Origin of the sequence: Streptomyces sp. W16, from assembly GCF_033194735.1 — a bacterium.
Taxonomy (GTDB): domain Bacteria; phylum Actinomycetota; class Actinomycetes; order Streptomycetales; family Streptomycetaceae; genus Streptomyces.
This window is the reverse complement of sequence record NZ_JAWOAI010000185.1, coordinates 1-17,361: the sequence shown is the minus strand read 5'-3', so window position 1 is coordinate 17,361 and position 17,361 is coordinate 1. Positions and strand designations below refer to the sequence as shown.

General features: G+C 69.3%; 11 protein-coding genes. 8 read left to right on the top strand and 3 right to left on the bottom strand.

Annotated elements, in window-relative coordinates; genetic code table 11:
- The coding region (locus R6V09_RS24250; RefSeq protein WP_317883540.1) for an ABC transporter ATP-binding protein at nt 1-1,609 on the top strand (1,609 nt) is incomplete at its 5' end.
- 136 nt (nt 1,610-1,745) lie between these two features.
- On the opposite strand, the gene R6V09_RS24245 is transcribed toward R6V09_RS24250, so the two are convergent.
- Both R6V09_RS24245 and R6V09_RS24240 read right to left on the bottom strand, forming a co-directional pair.
- Entirely contained in the window at nt 1,746-2,081 is a 336-nt protein-coding gene (locus R6V09_RS24245; protein WP_317883539.1) for a P-II family nitrogen regulator, read from the bottom strand.
- Between the two features lie 21 nt (nt 2,082-2,102).
- Nucleotides 2,103-3,527: an ammonium transporter gene (locus tag R6V09_RS24240; RefSeq protein ID WP_317883538.1), complete on the bottom strand. Its 1,425-nt coding sequence runs from the start codon at nt 3,525-3,527 to the stop codon at nt 2,103-2,105.
- Between the two features lie 341 nt (nt 3,528-3,868).
- Here R6V09_RS24240 and R6V09_RS24235 point away from each other — a divergent pair, with 341 nt between their 5' ends.
- From R6V09_RS24235 to R6V09_RS24225, 3 genes are all read left to right on the top strand, one after another.
- The gene (locus R6V09_RS24235) at nt 3,869-5,896 is read left to right on the top strand and encodes a M4 family metallopeptidase (protein WP_317883537.1); all 2,028 of its coding nucleotides are present in this window, start codon (nt 3,869-3,871) and stop codon (nt 5,894-5,896) included.
- Nucleotides 5,897-6,153: 257 nt separating this feature from the next.
- A complete protein-coding gene (locus R6V09_RS24230; RefSeq protein WP_317883536.1) occupies nt 6,154-7,812 on the top strand; it encodes a M4 family metallopeptidase in 1,659 nt (552 codons plus the stop codon).
- Nucleotides 7,813-7,894: 82 nt separating this feature from the next.
- Nucleotides 7,895-8,404, top strand: a complete 510-nt coding sequence (locus R6V09_RS24225; protein WP_317883535.1) for a DUF1990 family protein — start codon at nt 7,895-7,897, stop codon at nt 8,402-8,404.
- A gap of 75 nt (nt 8,405-8,479) precedes the next feature.
- Here the strand turns inward: R6V09_RS24225 and R6V09_RS24220 are convergent, their stop codons facing one another.
- The gene (locus R6V09_RS24220) at nt 8,480-11,098 is read right to left on the bottom strand and encodes a glycosyltransferase family 1 protein (RefSeq protein ID WP_317883534.1); all 2,619 of its coding nucleotides are present in this window, start codon (nt 11,096-11,098) and stop codon (nt 8,480-8,482) included.
- Nucleotides 11,099-11,297: 199 nt separating this feature from the next.
- On the opposite strand from R6V09_RS24220, the gene R6V09_RS24215 reads away from it, so the two are divergent.
- The 4 genes from R6V09_RS24215 to R6V09_RS24200 all read left to right on the top strand — a co-directional run.
- A complete protein-coding gene (locus R6V09_RS24215; RefSeq protein ID WP_317883533.1) occupies nt 11,298-12,509 on the top strand; it encodes a S8 family peptidase in 1,212 nt (403 codons plus the stop codon).
- A 219-nt stretch (nt 12,510-12,728) separates the two neighbouring features.
- The gene (locus R6V09_RS24210; protein ID WP_317883532.1) at nt 12,729-14,828 is read left to right on the top strand and encodes an alpha-1,4-glucan--maltose-1-phosphate maltosyltransferase; all 2,100 of its coding nucleotides are present in this window, start codon (nt 12,729-12,731) and stop codon (nt 14,826-14,828) included.
- On the top strand, nt 14,825-16,525 hold the full coding sequence (gene treS, locus R6V09_RS24205) for a maltose alpha-D-glucosyltransferase (protein ID WP_317883531.1): 1,701 nt from the start codon (nt 14,825-14,827) through the stop codon (nt 16,523-16,525). Before R6V09_RS24210 ends, treS begins: the two co-directional genes overlap by 4 nt.
- Before the next feature lie 96 nt (nt 16,526-16,621).
- A partial coding sequence (locus R6V09_RS24200) for a maltokinase N-terminal cap-like domain-containing protein (protein ID WP_442810119.1) occupies nt 16,622-17,361 on the top strand: 740 nt, incomplete at its 3' end.

Genomic DNA, 17,361 nt, shown 5'->3' with positions numbered 1-17,361 from the left:
GCTGCTGGGGCGGATCGTGGACGAGGTGCGGGCCGGGGCCGGGGTCGGCGCGGTGGACCGGCTGGCGCTGGTCATCGTGGTGTGCTCGCTGGCCCAGTTGCTGCTGGCGCGCTGGGCACGGTACGTGGGACACCGGTTCGGGGAGCGCACGCTGGCCCGGGTCCGGGAGGACTTCGTCGACCGGGCGCTGGCGCTGCCCGCGTCGGTGGTGGAGCGGGCCGGGACGGGTGACCTGACCGCGCGGGGCACGGCGGACGTGGCGATCGTGGGCACGACCCTGCGGGACGTCGGACCCGAACTGCTGGTCTGCTCGGTGCAGGCGCTGTTCGTGATGGGCGCGGTGTTCGTCCTCGACCCGCTGCTCGGGCTGTTCGGGGTGCTGGGGCTCACGCCGGTCTGGTTCGCGCTGCGCTGGTATCTGCGCCGGGCCCGGGACGGCTATCTCGCGGAGGGCGCGGCCAATTCCGAGGTCGCCGAGATCCTCACGGCGACCGCGTCCGGGGCTCGCACGGTGGAGGCGTTCCGGCTCCAGGAGCGGCGGGTCGCCGCGAGCCGCGACACGCTGCGGACGGCCATGCGGAGCCGGCTGTACACGCTGTACCTGCGGACCGTGTTCTTCCCGGCGGTCGAGGTGTCGTACACCATCCCGGTGGCGGGCGTGCTGCTCATGGGCGGCTGGCTGCACGGGCGCGGGGAGGTGGGCCTGGGGGCGGTGGTGGCGGCCTCGCTGTATCTACGGCAGTTCGCCGAGCCCCTGGACCAGATCCTGATGCGGGTCGAGCAACTGCAGAGCAGCGGCGCCTCGTTCGCAAGGGTGGAGGGACTGGCCCGGGCACCCCGCGCGGAGGGCGACGGCGACGCCCCGGCTCCGGCGGACGACCGGATCGACGTGACCGGCGTGCGGTACGCCTACGAGCGCGGCGGCGAGGTCCTGCACGGCGTCGACCTGACCGTACGGCCGGGCGAACGGCTCGCGGTGGTCGGCCCGTCCGGCGCCGGGAAGACCACACTGAGCCGGCTGCTCGCGGGCGTCGACGCACCGACCGAGGGCACGGTGACCGTGGGCGGGGTGCCGGTCCACGGGCTGGAACCGGAGACGCTGCGCCGCCAGGTGGTACTGGTCACCCAGGAGCACCATGTGTTCCTGGGCTCGGTCCGCGACAACCTCCTGATCGCCGAACCGGCCGCCACGGACGAGAAGTTGTGGGCGGCGCTGGCGGCGGTCGGTGCGGAGGAGTGGGTGCGGGAGTTGCCGGACGGGCTCAACACCCCGCTGGGCGCGGACGGTCGGGCCACGGACGGTTCGCAGGCGCAGCAACTCGCCCTGGCCCGCGTGGTGCTGGCCGACCCGCACACGCTGATCCTGGACGAGGCCACCGCCCTGCTGGATCCGGCCACCGCCCGGCACACCGAGCGCGCGCTGGCGGCCGTACTGGAGGGACGTACCGTCATCGCCATCGCCCACAGGCTGCACACCGCGCATGACGCGGACCGGGTGGCGGTGATGGAGAACGGGCTGCTGACCGAACTCGGGCCGCACGAGGAGCTGGTGGCGGCGGGGGGTGCGTATGCGGCGCTGTGGAACTCGTGGCATGGGGAGCGCGGGTGAGCTTCGCTGGATGCGGTTCGTCGGCTGCGGTTCGTCGGCTGCGGGCCGGTGGGGGCTGGTCGCGCAGTTCCCCGCGCCCCTTTCGGGGCGCTGTTCGCACCGGAGTTAGACGATCCCTCTGTGCCCTCAGCGAAGCTCACACCGCGTCCGGTCCCCTTTCCCGTGTCCTGATGCGCACCACCTCCTCCACCGGAGTCACCCACACCGTGCCGCCGCCCGTGCCGCGGGCGCCCGCGGCACGGATGACACGGACGAGATCGGCCGCGTCGAAGTCGAGGGTGAGGATGTCGAGCCGGAGCCGCGGGGTGAGGTTCACCCGGTACTCGCTGCCCCGGTAGACCTCCACCCGGACCGTCCGGGGCTCGTAGGCCCGTACCTCGGTCACGGTCACTCCCCGCACCCCGAACGACTGGAGAGCCTTCATGACGTCCGGGACGCGGTGGGGCGGGAGGACCGCGGTGACGAGTTTCACGGGACCTCAACTCCCGTCACTTCAGCTGGAGTCCGGTTCCTTTGCCTTCTCCGCGGCCGGCACCGGTGCCGACGCCACAGCCACCGGTTCCGGCGCCGACGTCACCGCCGACTCCGTCGGATACGCCTCCTCGTCGTGGACCGCGAGGTCGCCGCTCTCCAACACCTCGTCCGGCGCCCGGAGTTTCACGAACAGGCCGATCGCCTTGAGGATGAGGAAGGTCATCACGGCGTCGTAGAGGATGACCGTGCCTGCCGAACCCGCCTGTTTCCACAGCTGGTCGAAGTTGCCGTAGAGCCAGCCGCTGGTGGACCAGGCCGTGGAGCCGTCCTTGTTGAGGTACACCGCGACCGCCGGGTCGGCGAAGACGCCGACGAGCATGCCGCCGGCGAGGCCCGCGATGCCGTGGGTGTAGACGACGCCGAGCGCGTCGTCGACCTTGTTGAACGGCGGGACCTTGGACAGGTAGTTCCAGGCCAGCCAGACGATCGACGACGCGATGATGCCGATGTAGATCGCGCCGATCCCGGTGACGAAGCCGGCCGCCGGGGTGATCGCGACCAGGCCGACGATCATGCCGTTGATGCCGCCGAGGAAGGTCGGCTTGCGCTGGGGGCCGACGAACATGTCCCAGAACACCCAGACGAGTAGGGCAACTGCCGTACAGAGGTTGGTGTTGAGGACCGCGAGGGCCGCGTTGTGGCCGCCGAAGTACATGTCGCCGCCGTTGAAGCCGTTCCAGCCGAGCCAGAGGATGCCCGCGCCGACGGCGACCATGGGGAGGTTGTTGGGGACGCCGTGGGCGCGGTCCCGGGCGAGGCGTGGTCCGATCACCGCCGCCGCTACGAAGCCCGAGGTGCCGGCGGCGAGGTGGATGACGTAGCCGCCGGAGTAGTCGAGCGCGCCCTTGGCCGCCCACCAGCCGCCGCCCCACAGCAGGAAGGCGTTGACCGTGTAGACCAGGGTCGACCAGAGCGGGACGAAGAGCAGCCACGCGCGGATGTTCATCCGGCCGACCACGCTGCCCATGAAGAGGAGCGGGGTGATCGCCGCGAACGCGAAGTGGAAGTAGGCGAGTGTGGACTGCGAGAAGTGGAAGCTCGGCATCAGGCCGTTGCCGTTGACGAGCGGTATCCACGCCTGTTGTTGTTCGCTCGCCGAACCGACGATGGTGCCGGGCCGGCCGACGAACGCGCCGAGGATGCCGGGCCAGTGGGAGTTGAGGGGTTCGCCGAACCCCATCTTGAACTCCCAGAGGACCCAGCCGACCAGTACCAGCGAGAAGCCGGTGAAGGCCATGAACATGGTGTTCACGACCCACTTGCGCTGGACCAGGCCGCCGTACAGGATCGCGATGCCGGGGATGCTCATCAGTCCGACGAGTGTCGCCGCGACGAGCTGCCAGGCGTTGTCGCCCGCGTCCAGCCAGTTGGGATATGGAATCACTGCAACCGTCAACTCCCCTCGTGGGAGCGGCGGTCCGGCAGGACCGCCGGTTTGAACGGCAGGATCCTGCCGGATCTTTTACGGGTTGGTTCCGGGGGCATGTCCGCCGAGAAAATTTCTGTTCACGGTCAAAGAAACGTCAAGTGGTGCTCCGTATAACGGACATGGCCACCCGGACAACGAACGAATTCCAGCCAAGTTCCTGACGCGCTCCTGACAGAAAGCGCGGGCTGCTGCCACTCTTCCCTCTGGCGCTTCACAGCAACCCCACAGCTTCACTCCTGTGATCCCTGTGATCTCCCCTGGTCGCGCGATCCGCGACCGTCCTGAAGGAGTCAGTGTTGAGAAGCAATTCCTCGCGCAGACGCACCTCCCACATAGTCGCCGTAGCCGGCGTCACCGCTCTGCTCGCCGCGGCCGTCCAGGCGGGCGCGACCTCGTCCGCCGCTCCGGCCAAACCCCTTGCCAGCAAGGGGAATCCGGCGCACATGGCCCTCTCCCTCTCCCCCTCGCAGCGCGCCGAGCTGCTCCGCGACGCCACCTCGGCGCGGACCACGACCGCCGAGGACATCGGCCTCGGCGCCAAAGAGACGCTCGTCGCCCGTGACGTCATCAAGGACGCCGACGGCACGGTCCACACCCGCTACGAGCGCACCTACGCCGGCCTGCCGGTGCTCGGTGGCGACCTGGTCGTCGACACCGCCAAGTCGGGCGCGACCACGCACGTCGTCAAGGCGACCAACGCCACCATCAAGGTCGCCGACCTCACCCCGAGCGTCGCAACGGCGACGGCCGAGAAGCAGGCCGTCTCCCGCGCCAAGGCCCTCGGCTCCACCAAGTCGGCCGCCGACTCGGCGCGCAAGGTGATCTGGGCGGCCAGCGGCAAGCCGGTCCTCGCCTACGAGACGGTCGTCGGCGGTCTCCAGGACGACGGCACCCCGAACGAACTCCACGTCATCACCGACGCGGCCACCGGCAAGAAGCTCTACGAGTACCAGGGCATCGAGAACGCCACCGGTACCGGCAACACCCAGTACAGCGGCACGGTCTCGCTGACGACGACCCAGTCGGGCTCCAACTACAACCTGACCGACGGCGACCGCGGCGGCCACAAGACGTACAACCTGAACCACGGGACGTCCGGCACCGGCACGCTGTTCTCGCAGACCAGCAACACCTGGGGCAACGGCACCACGTCGAACGCGGCGACGGCCGGCGCCGACGCGCACTACGGCGCGGCGGAGACCTGGGACTTCTACAAGAACACCTTCGGCCGCAGCGGCATCAAGAACAACGGCGTCGGCGCCTACTCCCGTGTCCACTACGGGAATTCGTACGTCAACGCGTTCTGGGACGACAGCTGCTTCTGCATGACGTACGGCGACGGCTCCGGCAACGCGGACCCGCTGACGGCGCTGGACGTGGCAGGGCACGAGATGAGCCACGGCGTCACCTCCAACACCGCCGGGCTCAACTACTCCGGTGAATCAGGCGGGTTGAACGAGGCGACCTCCGACATCTTCGGCACCGGCGTCGAGTTCTACGCCAACAACTCCACCGACGTGGGCGACTACCTCATCGGCGAGAAGATCGACATCAACGGCGACGGCACGCCGCTGCGTTACATGGACAAGCCGAGCAAGGACGGCGGCAGCGCGGACAGTTGGTACTCGGGTGTCGGCAACCTCGACGTGCACTACTCGTCGGGTATCGCCAACCACTTCTTCTACCTGCTGAGCGAGGGCAGCGGCGCCAAGGTCATCAACGGCGTCAGCTACAACTCGCCCACCTCGGACGGGCTTCCGGTCACCGGCATCGGCCGGGACAAGGCGCTGCAGATCTGGTACCGCGCGCTCACCACGAAGTTCACGTCCACCACCAACTACGCGGCGGCCCGCACCGGGACGCTCGCGGCGGCCGGTGAGCTGTACGGCACGACGGGCGCCGAGTACAAGGCGGTGCAGGACGCGTGGGCGGCCGTGGCGGTCGGCGCACGCTCCGGTGGCGGCGGCGGTACCGGTACGTCGTTCGAGAACACGGCCGACGTGTCGATTCCGGACAACGGGGCGGCGGTTACCTCCTCGGTCACCGTGTCCGGGCGGACCGGCAACGCCCCGTCGAGCCTCGCGGTCGCGGTCGACATCGTGCACACCTGGCGCGGTGACCTGGTGATCGACCTGGTGGCTCCGGACGGGTCGACGTACCGGCTGAAGAACTCCAGCTCGTCCGACTCGGCGGACAACGTGCAGGCCACCTACACGGTCGACGCTTCCTCCGAAGTCGCCAACGGCGTCTGGAAGTTGAAGGTCCAGGACGTGGCCGCACAGGACACCGGCTACATCAACAGCTGGAAGCTTACGTTCCCGTAAAAACCAGCTGTCCACTTCAGGCCGCACAAACAAGACGCCGCCCCGGGGTTTCAACTCCGGGGCGGCGCCCTGTTGTGGACGTTTACATTGCGGAAACGTTCACCGGACAGTCGATTTTCAGCCAACATCACTTCGGGGTCCTGACATGTACGCGCCCCTGATGCCACTCTTCCCTCACGCCGCTTCAGCACAGCCAATTCACAATCGCTCCGGTCAGTAACCCCACGCTGTCCGGACTCCCCCACAAAGGAGCTTGCGTGACCCCCCTCTACGCGCGTCACAAGCGCACCACCCTGGCCATCGCCACCGCGGTAGCCGCAGGCGCCCTGCTCGCCACCGGTGTCTCCACCGGTGCTTCCGCCCAGCCCGCCGCGGGCAAGGCGGCCCCCCTGGCCGCGGCCCCGCAGCTGCTCTCCAACTCCGCGCGTATCGCGCTGGTCAACGAGAAGCAGGCCGACGCGGCCGCGACGGCCACGCAGATAGGCCTCGGCACCAAGGAGAAGCTGGTCGTCAAGGACGTCGTCAAGGACGTCGACGGCACGGTGCACACCCGCTACGAGCGCACCTACGCGGGCCTCCCGGTCCTCGGTGGCGACCTGGTCGTCCACACCTCGCCGGCCGGCAAGACCGAGGGTGTCACCAAGGCGCACTCGGCGACCATCAAGGTCGCCACGGTCACGCCGAAGATCACCGTCGCCAAGGCCGAGAAGCAGGCGCTGACCGCCGCCAAGGCCGCCGGTTCGGACAAGACCGCCGCCGACGGTGCCCGCAAGGTCATCTGGGCCGGCGGCGCCACCCCCGTCCTGGCCTACGAGACGATCGTCGGCGGCCTCCAGGAGGACGGCACCCCGAACAAGCTGCACGTCATCACCGACGCGGCCACCGGCAAGAAGCTCTTCGAGTACCAGGGTGTCGAGAACGCCACCGGCACCGGCAAGACCCTGTACTCGGGCACCGTCAGCCTCACCACCACGCTGTCGGGCACCACGTACTCGCTGACCGACGCCTCGCGCGGCGGCCACAAGACGTACAACCTGAAGCACACCTCCAGCTCCGGCACCGGCACCCTGTTCACCAACACCACCAACTCGTGGGGCACCGGCGCCGCCTCCAGCTCCACCACCGACGTGACCGCCGCCGCGGACGCCGCCTACGGCGCCCAGGAGACGTGGGACTTCTACAAGGCCACCTTCGGCCGCAGCGGCATCAAGAACGACGGTGTCGGCGCCTACTCGCGCGTCCACTACGGCAGCTCGTACGTCAACGCCTTCTGGGACGACGACTGCTTCTGCATGACCTACGGCGACGGGTCCAGCAACACCCACCCGCTGACCTCGCTGGACGTGGCCGGCCACGAGATGAGCCACGGCGTCACCGCCAACACCGCGGGCCTGAACTACTCGGGCGAGTCCGGCGGCCTGAACGAGGCGACCTCCGACATCTTCGGCACGGGCGTCGAGTTCTACGCGGCGAACTCCTCCGACGTCGGCGACTACCTCATCGGCGAGAAGATCAACATCAACGGCGACGGCACCCCGCTGCGCTACATGGACCAGCCCAGCAAGGACGGCGGCTCCGCCAACTACTGGTCCTCCTCGGTCGGCAACCTCGACGTGCACTACTCGTCGGGTGTCGCCAACCACTTCTTCTACCTGCTGTCCGAGGGCAGCGGCGCGAAGACGATCAACGGCGTGAGCTACAACTCGCCCACGTCCAACGGCGCCACCCTCGCCGGCATCGGCCGCGCCAAGGCGCTGCAGATCTGGTACAAGGCGCTGACGACGTACTTCACGTCGACCACCAACTACAAGTCGGCGCGCACCGGCACCCTGAGCGCGGCTGCCGCGCTCTACGGCACCAGCTCCGCCGAGTACGCCGCGGTGGCGGCGACCTGGACGGCCGTCAACGTCACCTGACAGCCACTGAGTTGACAGGCTAGGCCCCAGGGCGGTACCCGGAGCGAAGGCATATCCGGGTACCGCCCTACTCTTGGGTTCCATGTCCTTCACGTACGACGACGTCGGCGCGACCCGCGAACGCGGCTTCTGCCCCCCAGGTTTCCACCCCCTGTATGTGCGCACGCGTATCGGCGAGGGCGAGAAGGTCTTCCGCCGGGCCGCCGAAGCGGTCCTGACCTGGGAAATGCACCGCGAGATGGGCGTCGGCATCGAGGCGAGCGCCGAAAAAGCGGCCCCCGGCGTAGACGTGACGGTCACCCTTGCCGGCCTCATCAAGGGCCCCTGCCGCATCGTCTGGACGGTCGAGGAACACCGCCGGGCAGGCTGGGCCTACGGCACCCTCCCCGGCCACCCCGAATGCGGCGAGGAGGCCTTCGTGGTGGACCGCACGGGCGACGGCACGGTCTGGCTGACGGTGTCGGCCTTCAGCCGCGGCGCGAAGTGGTACGCCCGCTTGGGCGGCCCGGCGACCCGGGGCCTGCAGCACGCGTACGCCCGCCGCATAGGCAGCACGCTGCGACAGATGTGCGCGCCGTATTCGGAGGTGTAAGCGGGGCGCTCACCCGCGCCCCATAGGGGCGCGGGGAACTGCGCGACCAGCCACGACGGACCCGCAGACGACGCACTACCTCATCAACACCCCCGCCCCCTCCACCGCGTCCTCCGAAGGCACCGCCACCAGCCCCAACTCCGCACTGGACGCCAGCAGTCGGTGCGCAGGCAGGATCCGCACCGTATAGCCGTAGGGCCCGGTGCGATCAAGGGCAAGCGGCCCCTCGTACAACCAGCGCCCCTCCGAATCCGGACCCCCCGCCGGCTTCAAGGGAACCGTCGCCGCATCCCCGATCCGATCCTCCGGGTCAACGCGCCCAGAAACCGCCTGCACTTCGACGTCATCCGGAGCAAGCCCGCCCAACCCCACGCGCACCCGGAGATTGAGCGTCGTACCGAGTTCCGCGGTGGCCGTAGCCGCGGACGTCTCCACGTGGTCGACGGTCACCCCGTGCCAAGCGGAGCGCACCCGCCCCTTCCACGCGGCCAGTTCGCGCGCCGCGTCCGGGGTCATCGTGCGGTGGGCGTGGGCGGCCGGGGCGTACAGCCGCTCCACGTACTCGCGGACCATCCGGCCGGCCAGCACCTTCGGGCCGAGCAACGTCAGTGTCTGGCGGACCATTTCGATCCAGCGGTCGGGCAGTCCGTCCTGGCCGCGTTCGTAGAAGCGCGGGGTGACGCGCTGCTCCAGGAGGTCGTAGAGCGCGGCGGCCTCCACGTCGTCGCGGTGGTCGGGGTCCGTGCCGGTGCCGTCGGCCGTGGGGATGGCCCAGCCGAAGTCGGGCTGGAACCACTCGTCCCACCAGCCGTCCAGGACCGAGAGGTTGAGACAGCCGTTGAGCGCCGCCTTCATACCGCTCGTGCCGCAGGCCTCCAGCGGGCGGAGCGGGTTGTTGAGCCAGATGTCGCAGCCGGGGTACAGCTTCTGCGCCATCGCCATGCCGTAGTCGGGCAGGAACACGATGCGATGGCGGACGCGCGGATCGTCCGCGAACTTCACCAGCTCCTGCACCAGCCGCTTCCCGCCGTCGTCCGCCGGGTGCGCCTTGCCCGCCACCACGATCTGGATCGGATGGTCCGGGTGCAGGAGGAGATCCATCAGCCGGTCGCGGTCGCGCAGCATCAGCGTCAGGCGCTTGTACGACGGGACGCGGCGCGCGAAGCCGATGGTGAGGACGTCGGGGTCGAGCACGCCGTCGATCCAGCCCAACTCGGCCGACCCTGCGCCGCGTTGACGCCAGGAGGCGCGCAGCCGCTCCCGTACCTCCACGACCAGCTGTTCGCGCAGATCACGCCGGAGTTCCCAGATGTCCTGGTCCGGGATCTCCGCGACCGCGTCCCAGCGGTCCGAGCCGCCGACCGTCAGCGCGTCCTCGGTGCGCCGGTCGCCGATCTGCCGGGCGCCGAGCCGGAACACCTCGGGGGCGACCCAGGTCGGCGCGTGCACACCGTTGGTCACGGAGGTGATCGGCACCTCCTCCGCGTCGAAGCCCGGCCACAGGCCGGAGAACATCTCGCGGCTGACCTGCCCGTGCAACAGCGAGACACCGTTGGCGCGTTGGCCCAGGCGCAGGCCCATCACGGCCATGTTGAACAGGTTGGGTTCGCCGCCCGGGTAGGTCTCCATGCCCAGCCGCAGGATGTTCCCGACATCCATGCGCGGGAGTTCGGCGTCCGGCCCGAAGTGGGTGGCCACCAACTCCCGGTCGAAGCGGTCGATTCCGGCCGGGACGGGGGTGTGCGTGGTGAACACCGTGCCCGCCCGCACCGCCTCCAGGCCCGCGTCGAAGTCCAGCCCCGCGTCGCAGAGTTCGGCGATCCGCTCCAGGCCGAGGAAACCCGCGTGCCCCTCGTTGGTGTGGAACACCTCGGGCTCGGGGTGACCGGTCAGCCGGCAGTACGTCCGTACCGCGCGCACCCCGCCGATACCGAGCAACATCTCCTGCAGCAGCCGGTGTTCGCTGCCGCCGCCGTAGAGCACGTCGGTCACGCCGCGGGCGCCGAGGTCGTTCTCCTCGACGTCGGAGTCGAGCATCAGCAGCGGCACCCGGCCGACCTGCGCCAGCCAGATCCGGGCGCGCAGCGAACGGCCGCCGGGCAGGGCGATGGAGACCTGGGCCGGGGAGCCGTCGGTCTCCCGCAGCAGCGCCACCGGGAGTTCGTTGGGGTCGAGGACCGGATAGGTCTCCTGCTGCCAGCCGTCCCGGGACAGCGACTGGCGGAAGTAGCCGTGCCGGTAGAGGAGTCCGACACCGATCAGCGGTACGCCGAGGTCGCTGGCCGACTTGAGATGGTCGCCGGCGAGGATGCCGAGGCCGCCGGAGTACTGGGGCAGGGCGGCCGTGACGCCGAACTCGGGTGAGAAGTAGGCGACGGCGGCGGGCAGTTCACCGGACTGGGTCTGGTACCAGCGGTCGCCGCCCACATAGTCGGCGAGATCGCCGGCGACCTCGGTGAGCCGGCGCAGGAAGCGGCTGTCCTCGGCCAGCTCCGCGAGCCGCTCGGCCGAGACGCTGCCGAGCAGCCGTACCGGATCGCCCTCCGATGCGGTCCAGCGCTCGGGATCGACGGACTGGAAGAGATCGCGGGTTTCCGCGTGCCAGGACCAGCGCAGGTTGCGCGCGAGGTCGCTGAGCGGCCGGAGGGGTTCGGGGAGAACGGGACGGACGGTGAATCGACGGATCGCCTTCACAGCTCCACCTTGCGCGTTCGCTGGATGACACACGGCAATGTGCGTCGTCGTCTCTGAAGAAGGTACCGGTGATGGTGTGGGCGTCGCTGGGCCGAAGATGAGCCGACCTGGGCCGAAAAGGGCCCCTCATGCGCCCTTGTGGTGCTTCGCACCGCACGAGAGGCTGCCCTGTGGAGAGTTGAAGGAGGGGGACTCGACCATGGCACGGACGCGTACGCGGCGTCTGCGCCGGGCGGGGGGTCTGACCGCGGTCACCACAGTCGTGGTGTTTTCGGCCATCACCCTGCCCGCGCATGCCGCACCGGAGGGGACCATAGTCGGCGCCGGGGCACCCGGCTCCGTCAGCGGTAGTTACCTGGTGACACTCAAGGGGGGAACGGAGGCTCCGTCGGCAGCCGGCAAGGGGCTCGCCGAGAAGTACGGGGCGAAAATAAGCCACACCTACGGCACGGCCCTGAACGGCTACGCCGTCGAGGCGAACGAGAGACAGGCGAGACGCCTCGCGGCGGACCCGCGGGTCGCCTCGGTCGCCCAGGACACCCGGGTGACCCTGGACAGCGTCAGCCGCGTCGAGCGCAACCCGCCGTCCTGGGGCCTGGACCGCCTCGACCAGCCGGGCCTGCCGCTGGACAAGAGCTACAGCTCGCCGGACTCCGGGGGCGCCGGGGTGACGGTGTACGTGATCGACACCGGCATCCGCATCACCCACAAGGACTTCGGCGACCGGGCGAACTACGGCTGGGACTTCGTCGACAACGACGCCACCGCCCAGGACGGCAACGGCCACGGCACCCATGTCGCGGGCACCGTCGCCGGCACCACGTACGGCGTCGCCAAGAAGGCCAAGGTGGTCGCCGTCCGGGTCCTGGACAACGCGGGAGCCGGTACGACCTCGCAGGTCATCGCGGGTATCGACTGGGTCACCCGGCACGCGCACAAACCGGCGGTGGCCAATCTCAGCCTGGGCGGCTACCACAACGCCCAGCTCGACGCCGCCGTACGCAACTCGATCGCCTCCGGAGTCACCTACACGGTGGCGGCGGGCAACGACGGGCTGTCGGCCGGCCTGTACTCCCCCGCCGACGTGAAGGAGGCGATCACGGTCGGCGCCACCGACCGCAGCGACGCACGGGCGGCCTTCTCGAACACCGGCCCGGCCGTCGACCTGTTCGCCCCGGGCGTCTCGATCACCTCCGCGACGTACACGAGCGACACGGCGAGGGCGACCTTCTCCGGTACGTCGATGGCGTCGCCGCACGCGGCGGGCGCGGCGGCGGTCTATCTCGGCGGTCACCCGCACGCCGCACCGGCGCAGGTGTCCAGGGCGCTCGTCGCGGGGGCGGTATCCGGCAAGGTGTCCGGTGAGGGGATCGGTTCGCCGGACAAACTTCTGCAAGTACCGCGGTCGTAGTGCGGGAGTGACGGCTCCGGCCCCGTTCGCCCAGGACGGGGCCGGATCTTTCTGTGGAGATCTGCGTGTAAGTAGTTGGCAACCTGCCGGATTGCTAACCCGAATAGGGTGGGAAGGCTCCACCGGTACACCCCCAGACGCACCCCGGGATCTTCTTCGCAGGACCCACCTCCCCACATCCATCCGCCCACACCCACGTTGACGCGGACAGGAGCGGTCATGCCCGCCACGCACCACTCGTCAGCACCCCCGACACCCGGCACGGCCACGCCCCCCGTGCGCCCGGCCGGTACGGCACCACCCGCCCCGGAGCCACCCTCCGCGGACGGCACGTCCCCCGGCATCGGACGCATCCCCGTCCTCGATGTCCGGCCGGTCGTCCAGCACGGTCACCGGGCCGCCAAAGCGGTCACCGGTGAGACGTTCGAGGTGTCGGCCATCGTCTTCCGCGAAGGTCATGACGCGGTCGCCGCCAATGTCGTCCTGCGCGATCCGGACGGCCGCCCCGGCCCCTGGACCCCGATGCGGGAGCTCGCCCCGGGCACCGACCGCTGGGGCGCCACCGTCACGCCGGACGCGCCGGGCCACTGGTCGTACGTCGTGGAGGGCTGGAGCGACCCGGTCTCCACCTGGCGCCACCACGCGGGGATCAAGATCCCGGCCGGAATGGACACGGACCTGGTCCTGGAGGAGGGCGCGCGCCTGTACGAACGCGCCATCGCCGGGGTCCCGAAGGGCAGGGGCCTGCGGCCCGTCCTCCGCGCCGCCGTCACCGCCCTCCGCGACGAGACCCGCCCGGCCGCGGCCCGCCTCGCCGCCGCGCTGACGCCGGAGGTGGACGAGCTCCTCGCCCGGTATCCGCTGCGGGAACTGGTCACGGTGTCCGAGCCGCGCGCGTTGCTGGTGGAGCGGGAGCGGGCGCTGTACGGCGCCTGGTACGAGTTCTTCCCGCGTTCCGAGGGCACGGCTGCCGAGCCGCACGGCACGTTCCGTACGGCGGCGAAACGGCTCGCGGGTATCGCCGCGATGGGCTTCGACGTCGTATATCTGCCGCCGATCCATCCGATCGGGACGACCTTCCGCAAGGGCCCGAACAACACCCTGTCCGCCGGGCCCGAGGACGTCGGCGTGCCCTGGGCGATCGGCTCCCCGGAGGGTGGCCACGACGCGATCGATCCCCGGCTCGGGACGCTGGAGGACTTCGACGCGTTCGTCGCGCGCGCCGGTGAGCTGGGCATGGAGATCGCGCTGGACTTCGCCCTGCAGTGCTCGCCCGATCATCCGTGGGTGGACAAGCACCCGGAGTGGTTCCACCACCGCCCCGACGGCACCATCGCCTACGCGGAGAACCCGCCGAAGAAGTACCAGGACATCTACCCGATCGCCTTCGACCGGGACCTGGACGGGCTGGTCACCGAGACCGTGCGGGTGCTGCGGCACTGGATGGACCACGGGGTGCGGATCTTCCGCGTCGACAACCCGCACACCAAACCGGTGCTGTTCTGGGAGCGGGTGATCGGCGAGATCAACGGCACCGACCCCGATGTGATCTTCCTGGCGGAGGCGTTCACCCGTCCCGCGATGATGGCCACTCTCGCCCAGGTCGGTTTCCAGCAGTCGTACACCTACTTCACCTGGCGCAACACCAAGCAGGAACTCACCGAGTATCTCAGCGAGTTGTCGGGCGAGGCGGCGGCCTACATGCGGCCCAACCTCTTCGTGAACACCCCCGACATCCTGCACGAGTTCCTCCAGCACGGCGGCCGGCCCGCCTTCGAACTCCGGGCGGTGCTGGCGGCGACGCTGTCGCCGACGTGGGGGGTGTACAGCGGGTATGAGTTGTGCGAGAACACTCCGCTACGGCCCGGCAGCGAGGAGTATCTCAACTCCGAGAAGTACCAACTCCGCCCGCGCGACTGGGCGTCGGCCGAGCGGGAAGGACGTAGCATCGCGCCATTGCTGGGCAAGCTGAACGACATCCGGCGCCGCAGCCCGGCGTTGCGGCAGTTGCGCGACCTCCACTTCCACCAGGTGGACCAGGAGGCGGTGATCGCTTACTCGAAGCGGAGCGGTTCGAACACGGTTCTGGTGGTTGTCAACCTCGACCCCCACCACACCCAGGAGGCCACGGTCTCGTTGGACATGCCGCAACTCGGCCTGGAATGGCACGAGTCGGTACCGGTGCGCGACGAGCTCACCGGTGAGTCCTATCACTGGGGCAGGGCCAACTATGTGCGCCTGGAACCGGGTAACCGGCCCGCACACATCCTCACCGTCCTGCGACCGTCCCCGCAGATCGGAGGGTCACCCACAATATGATCGTCAACGAGCCCGTCCCGGACACCTTCGAGGACACTCCCGCCAAGGACCGGGACCCCGAGTGGTTCAAACGCGCCGTCTTCTACGAGGTCCTGGTCCGCTCCTTCCAGGACAGCAACGGCGACGGCATCGGTGACCTCAAGGGCATCACCGCCAAACTCGACTACCTCCAGTGGCTCGGCGTCGACTGCCTCTGGCTGCCGCCCTTCTTCAAATCCCCGCTCCGCGACGGCGGTTACGACGTCTCCGACTACACCGCAGTCCTCCCCGAGTTCGGGGACCTGGCGGACTTCGTGGACTTCGTCGACTCCGCCCACCAGCGGGGCATGCGGGTCATCATCGACTTCGTCATGAACCACACCAGCGACCAGCACCCGTGGTTCCAGGAGTCGAGAAAAGACCCCGACGGTCCCTACGGCGACTACTACATGTGGGCCGACGACGACAAGCAGTACCCCGACGCCCGCATCATCTTCGTCGACACCGAAGCCTCCAACTGGACCTTCGACCCCGTCCGCAAGCAGTACTTCTGGCACCGCTTCTTCTCCCACCAGCCGGACCTCAACTACGAGAACCCGGCAGTGCAGGAAGAGATCATCTCGGCGCTGAAGTTCTGGCTGGACCTGGGCATCGACGGCTTCCGGCTCGACGCGGTGCCCTACCTCTTCGCGGCCGAGGGCACCAACTGCGAAAACCTTCCGGCAACCCACGAGTTCCTGAAGCGGGTACGGAAGGAGATCGACGCCCAGTACCCCGACACAGTGGTGCTGGCGGAGGCGAACCAGTGGCCCGAGGACGTCGTCGACTACTTCGGCGACTACCAGAGCGGCGGGGACGAGTGCCACATGGCATTCCACTTCCCCGTCATGCCGAGGATCTTCATGGCAGTACGCCGGGAGTCCAGGTATCCGGTCTCCGAGATCCTCGCCAAGACCCCGGCGATCCCGTCGAGTTGCCAGTGGGGCATCTTCCTGCGCAACCACGACGAGCTGACCCTGGAGATGGTCACCGACGAGGAACGCGACTACATGTGGGCCGAGTACGCGAAGGACCCGCGTATGCGCGCCAACATCGGCATCCGGCGCAGGCTCGCCCCCTTGCTCGACAACGACCGCAACCAGATCGAGCTGTTCACCGCCCTGCTGCTGTCGCTGCCCGGTTCGCCGATCCTCTACTACGGCGACGAGATCGGCATGGGCGACAACATCTGGCTCGGCGACCGCGACGCCGTCCGCACGCCGATGCAGTGGACACCTGATCGCAACGCAGGTTTTTCGTCCTGTGACCCCGGCCGGCTGTCGCTGCCGACCATCATGGACCCCGTCTACGGCTACCAGGTCACCAACGTCGAGGCGTCGATGTCGTCGCCCTCCTCGCTGCTGCACTGGACCCGCCGCATGATCGAGATCCGCAAGCAGAACCTGGCGTTCGGCCTCGGCTCGTACCGGGAACTGCCGTCGTCGAATCCAGCGGTGATCGCCTTCCTTCGCGAGTACGAGGACGACCTCGTTCTGTGCGTGAACAACTTCTCCCGGTTCGCGCAGCCGACGGAACTCGACCTGCGGGCGTTCAATGGAAGGCATCCGGTCGAACTGTTCGGCGGGGTGCGCTTTCCGGCCGTAGGAGAGCTGCCGTACCTGCTGACCTTGGCAGGACACGGCTTCTACTGGTTCCGGCTCCGCAAGGAAGCCGCCTAGTCACCCCGTGGGGCGGGGTGGATTCGGTTTCCCCCGCCCCGCCCGGGGCACGCAACAGTGACACCCCGACCACTCCGGGGAAAGGAACGTGACGCTATGGCGGAAACTGTCACACTTTCCGGCCGGACCAGTCCCGGTCCCGGCCTCCTCGCGTCCCTCGACCCCCTCCTGCGGGAGTGGCTGCCGAGGCAGCGGTGGTTCGCGGGCAAAGGCCGTCCCGTCACCGGTTTCTCGCTGGTGGCCGCCACCGAGCTCCTCCCGGCCGACGGCACACTCGGCCTCTACCACCTGCTGGTCCGCGCCCACCAGCCACCCGCTCCGGGCGACTGCTACCAACTCCTCATAGGTGTGCGCGAGGCGCTGCCGCCCCGGCTCGCGCCCGCGCTGATCGGACATGTGGAGGAGGGCCCGCTCGCCGGACGCACGGTGTACGAGGCCCTGCACGACCCCCGGCCCGCCGAGGTGCTCCTGGAGGCGTTGCGCACCCAGGCCCACATCGGCGGGCTGCGCTTCGAACGGGACCCGGGCCAGGAGATCGCGACCGGTCTCGCACCCCGCCTGATGACCGCCGAGCAGTCCAACTCGTCCGTCGTCTACGGCGATACGTTCATCCTGAAGCTGCTGCGCCGGATCGTCCCCGGCACCAACCCCGACCTGGAACTCCCGCTGGCCCTCGCCCTGGAGGGCTGCCCCCGGGTGCCGGCGCCGACGGCGTGGCTGCGGGCGGAGTTCGCCGACGAGCCGTACGTCCTCGGGGTGCTCCAGCCGTTCGTGCGGGGCGCGACCGACGGCTGGGAACTGGCGCTGCGCGAGCTGCGGAAGGGCGAGGACTTCGG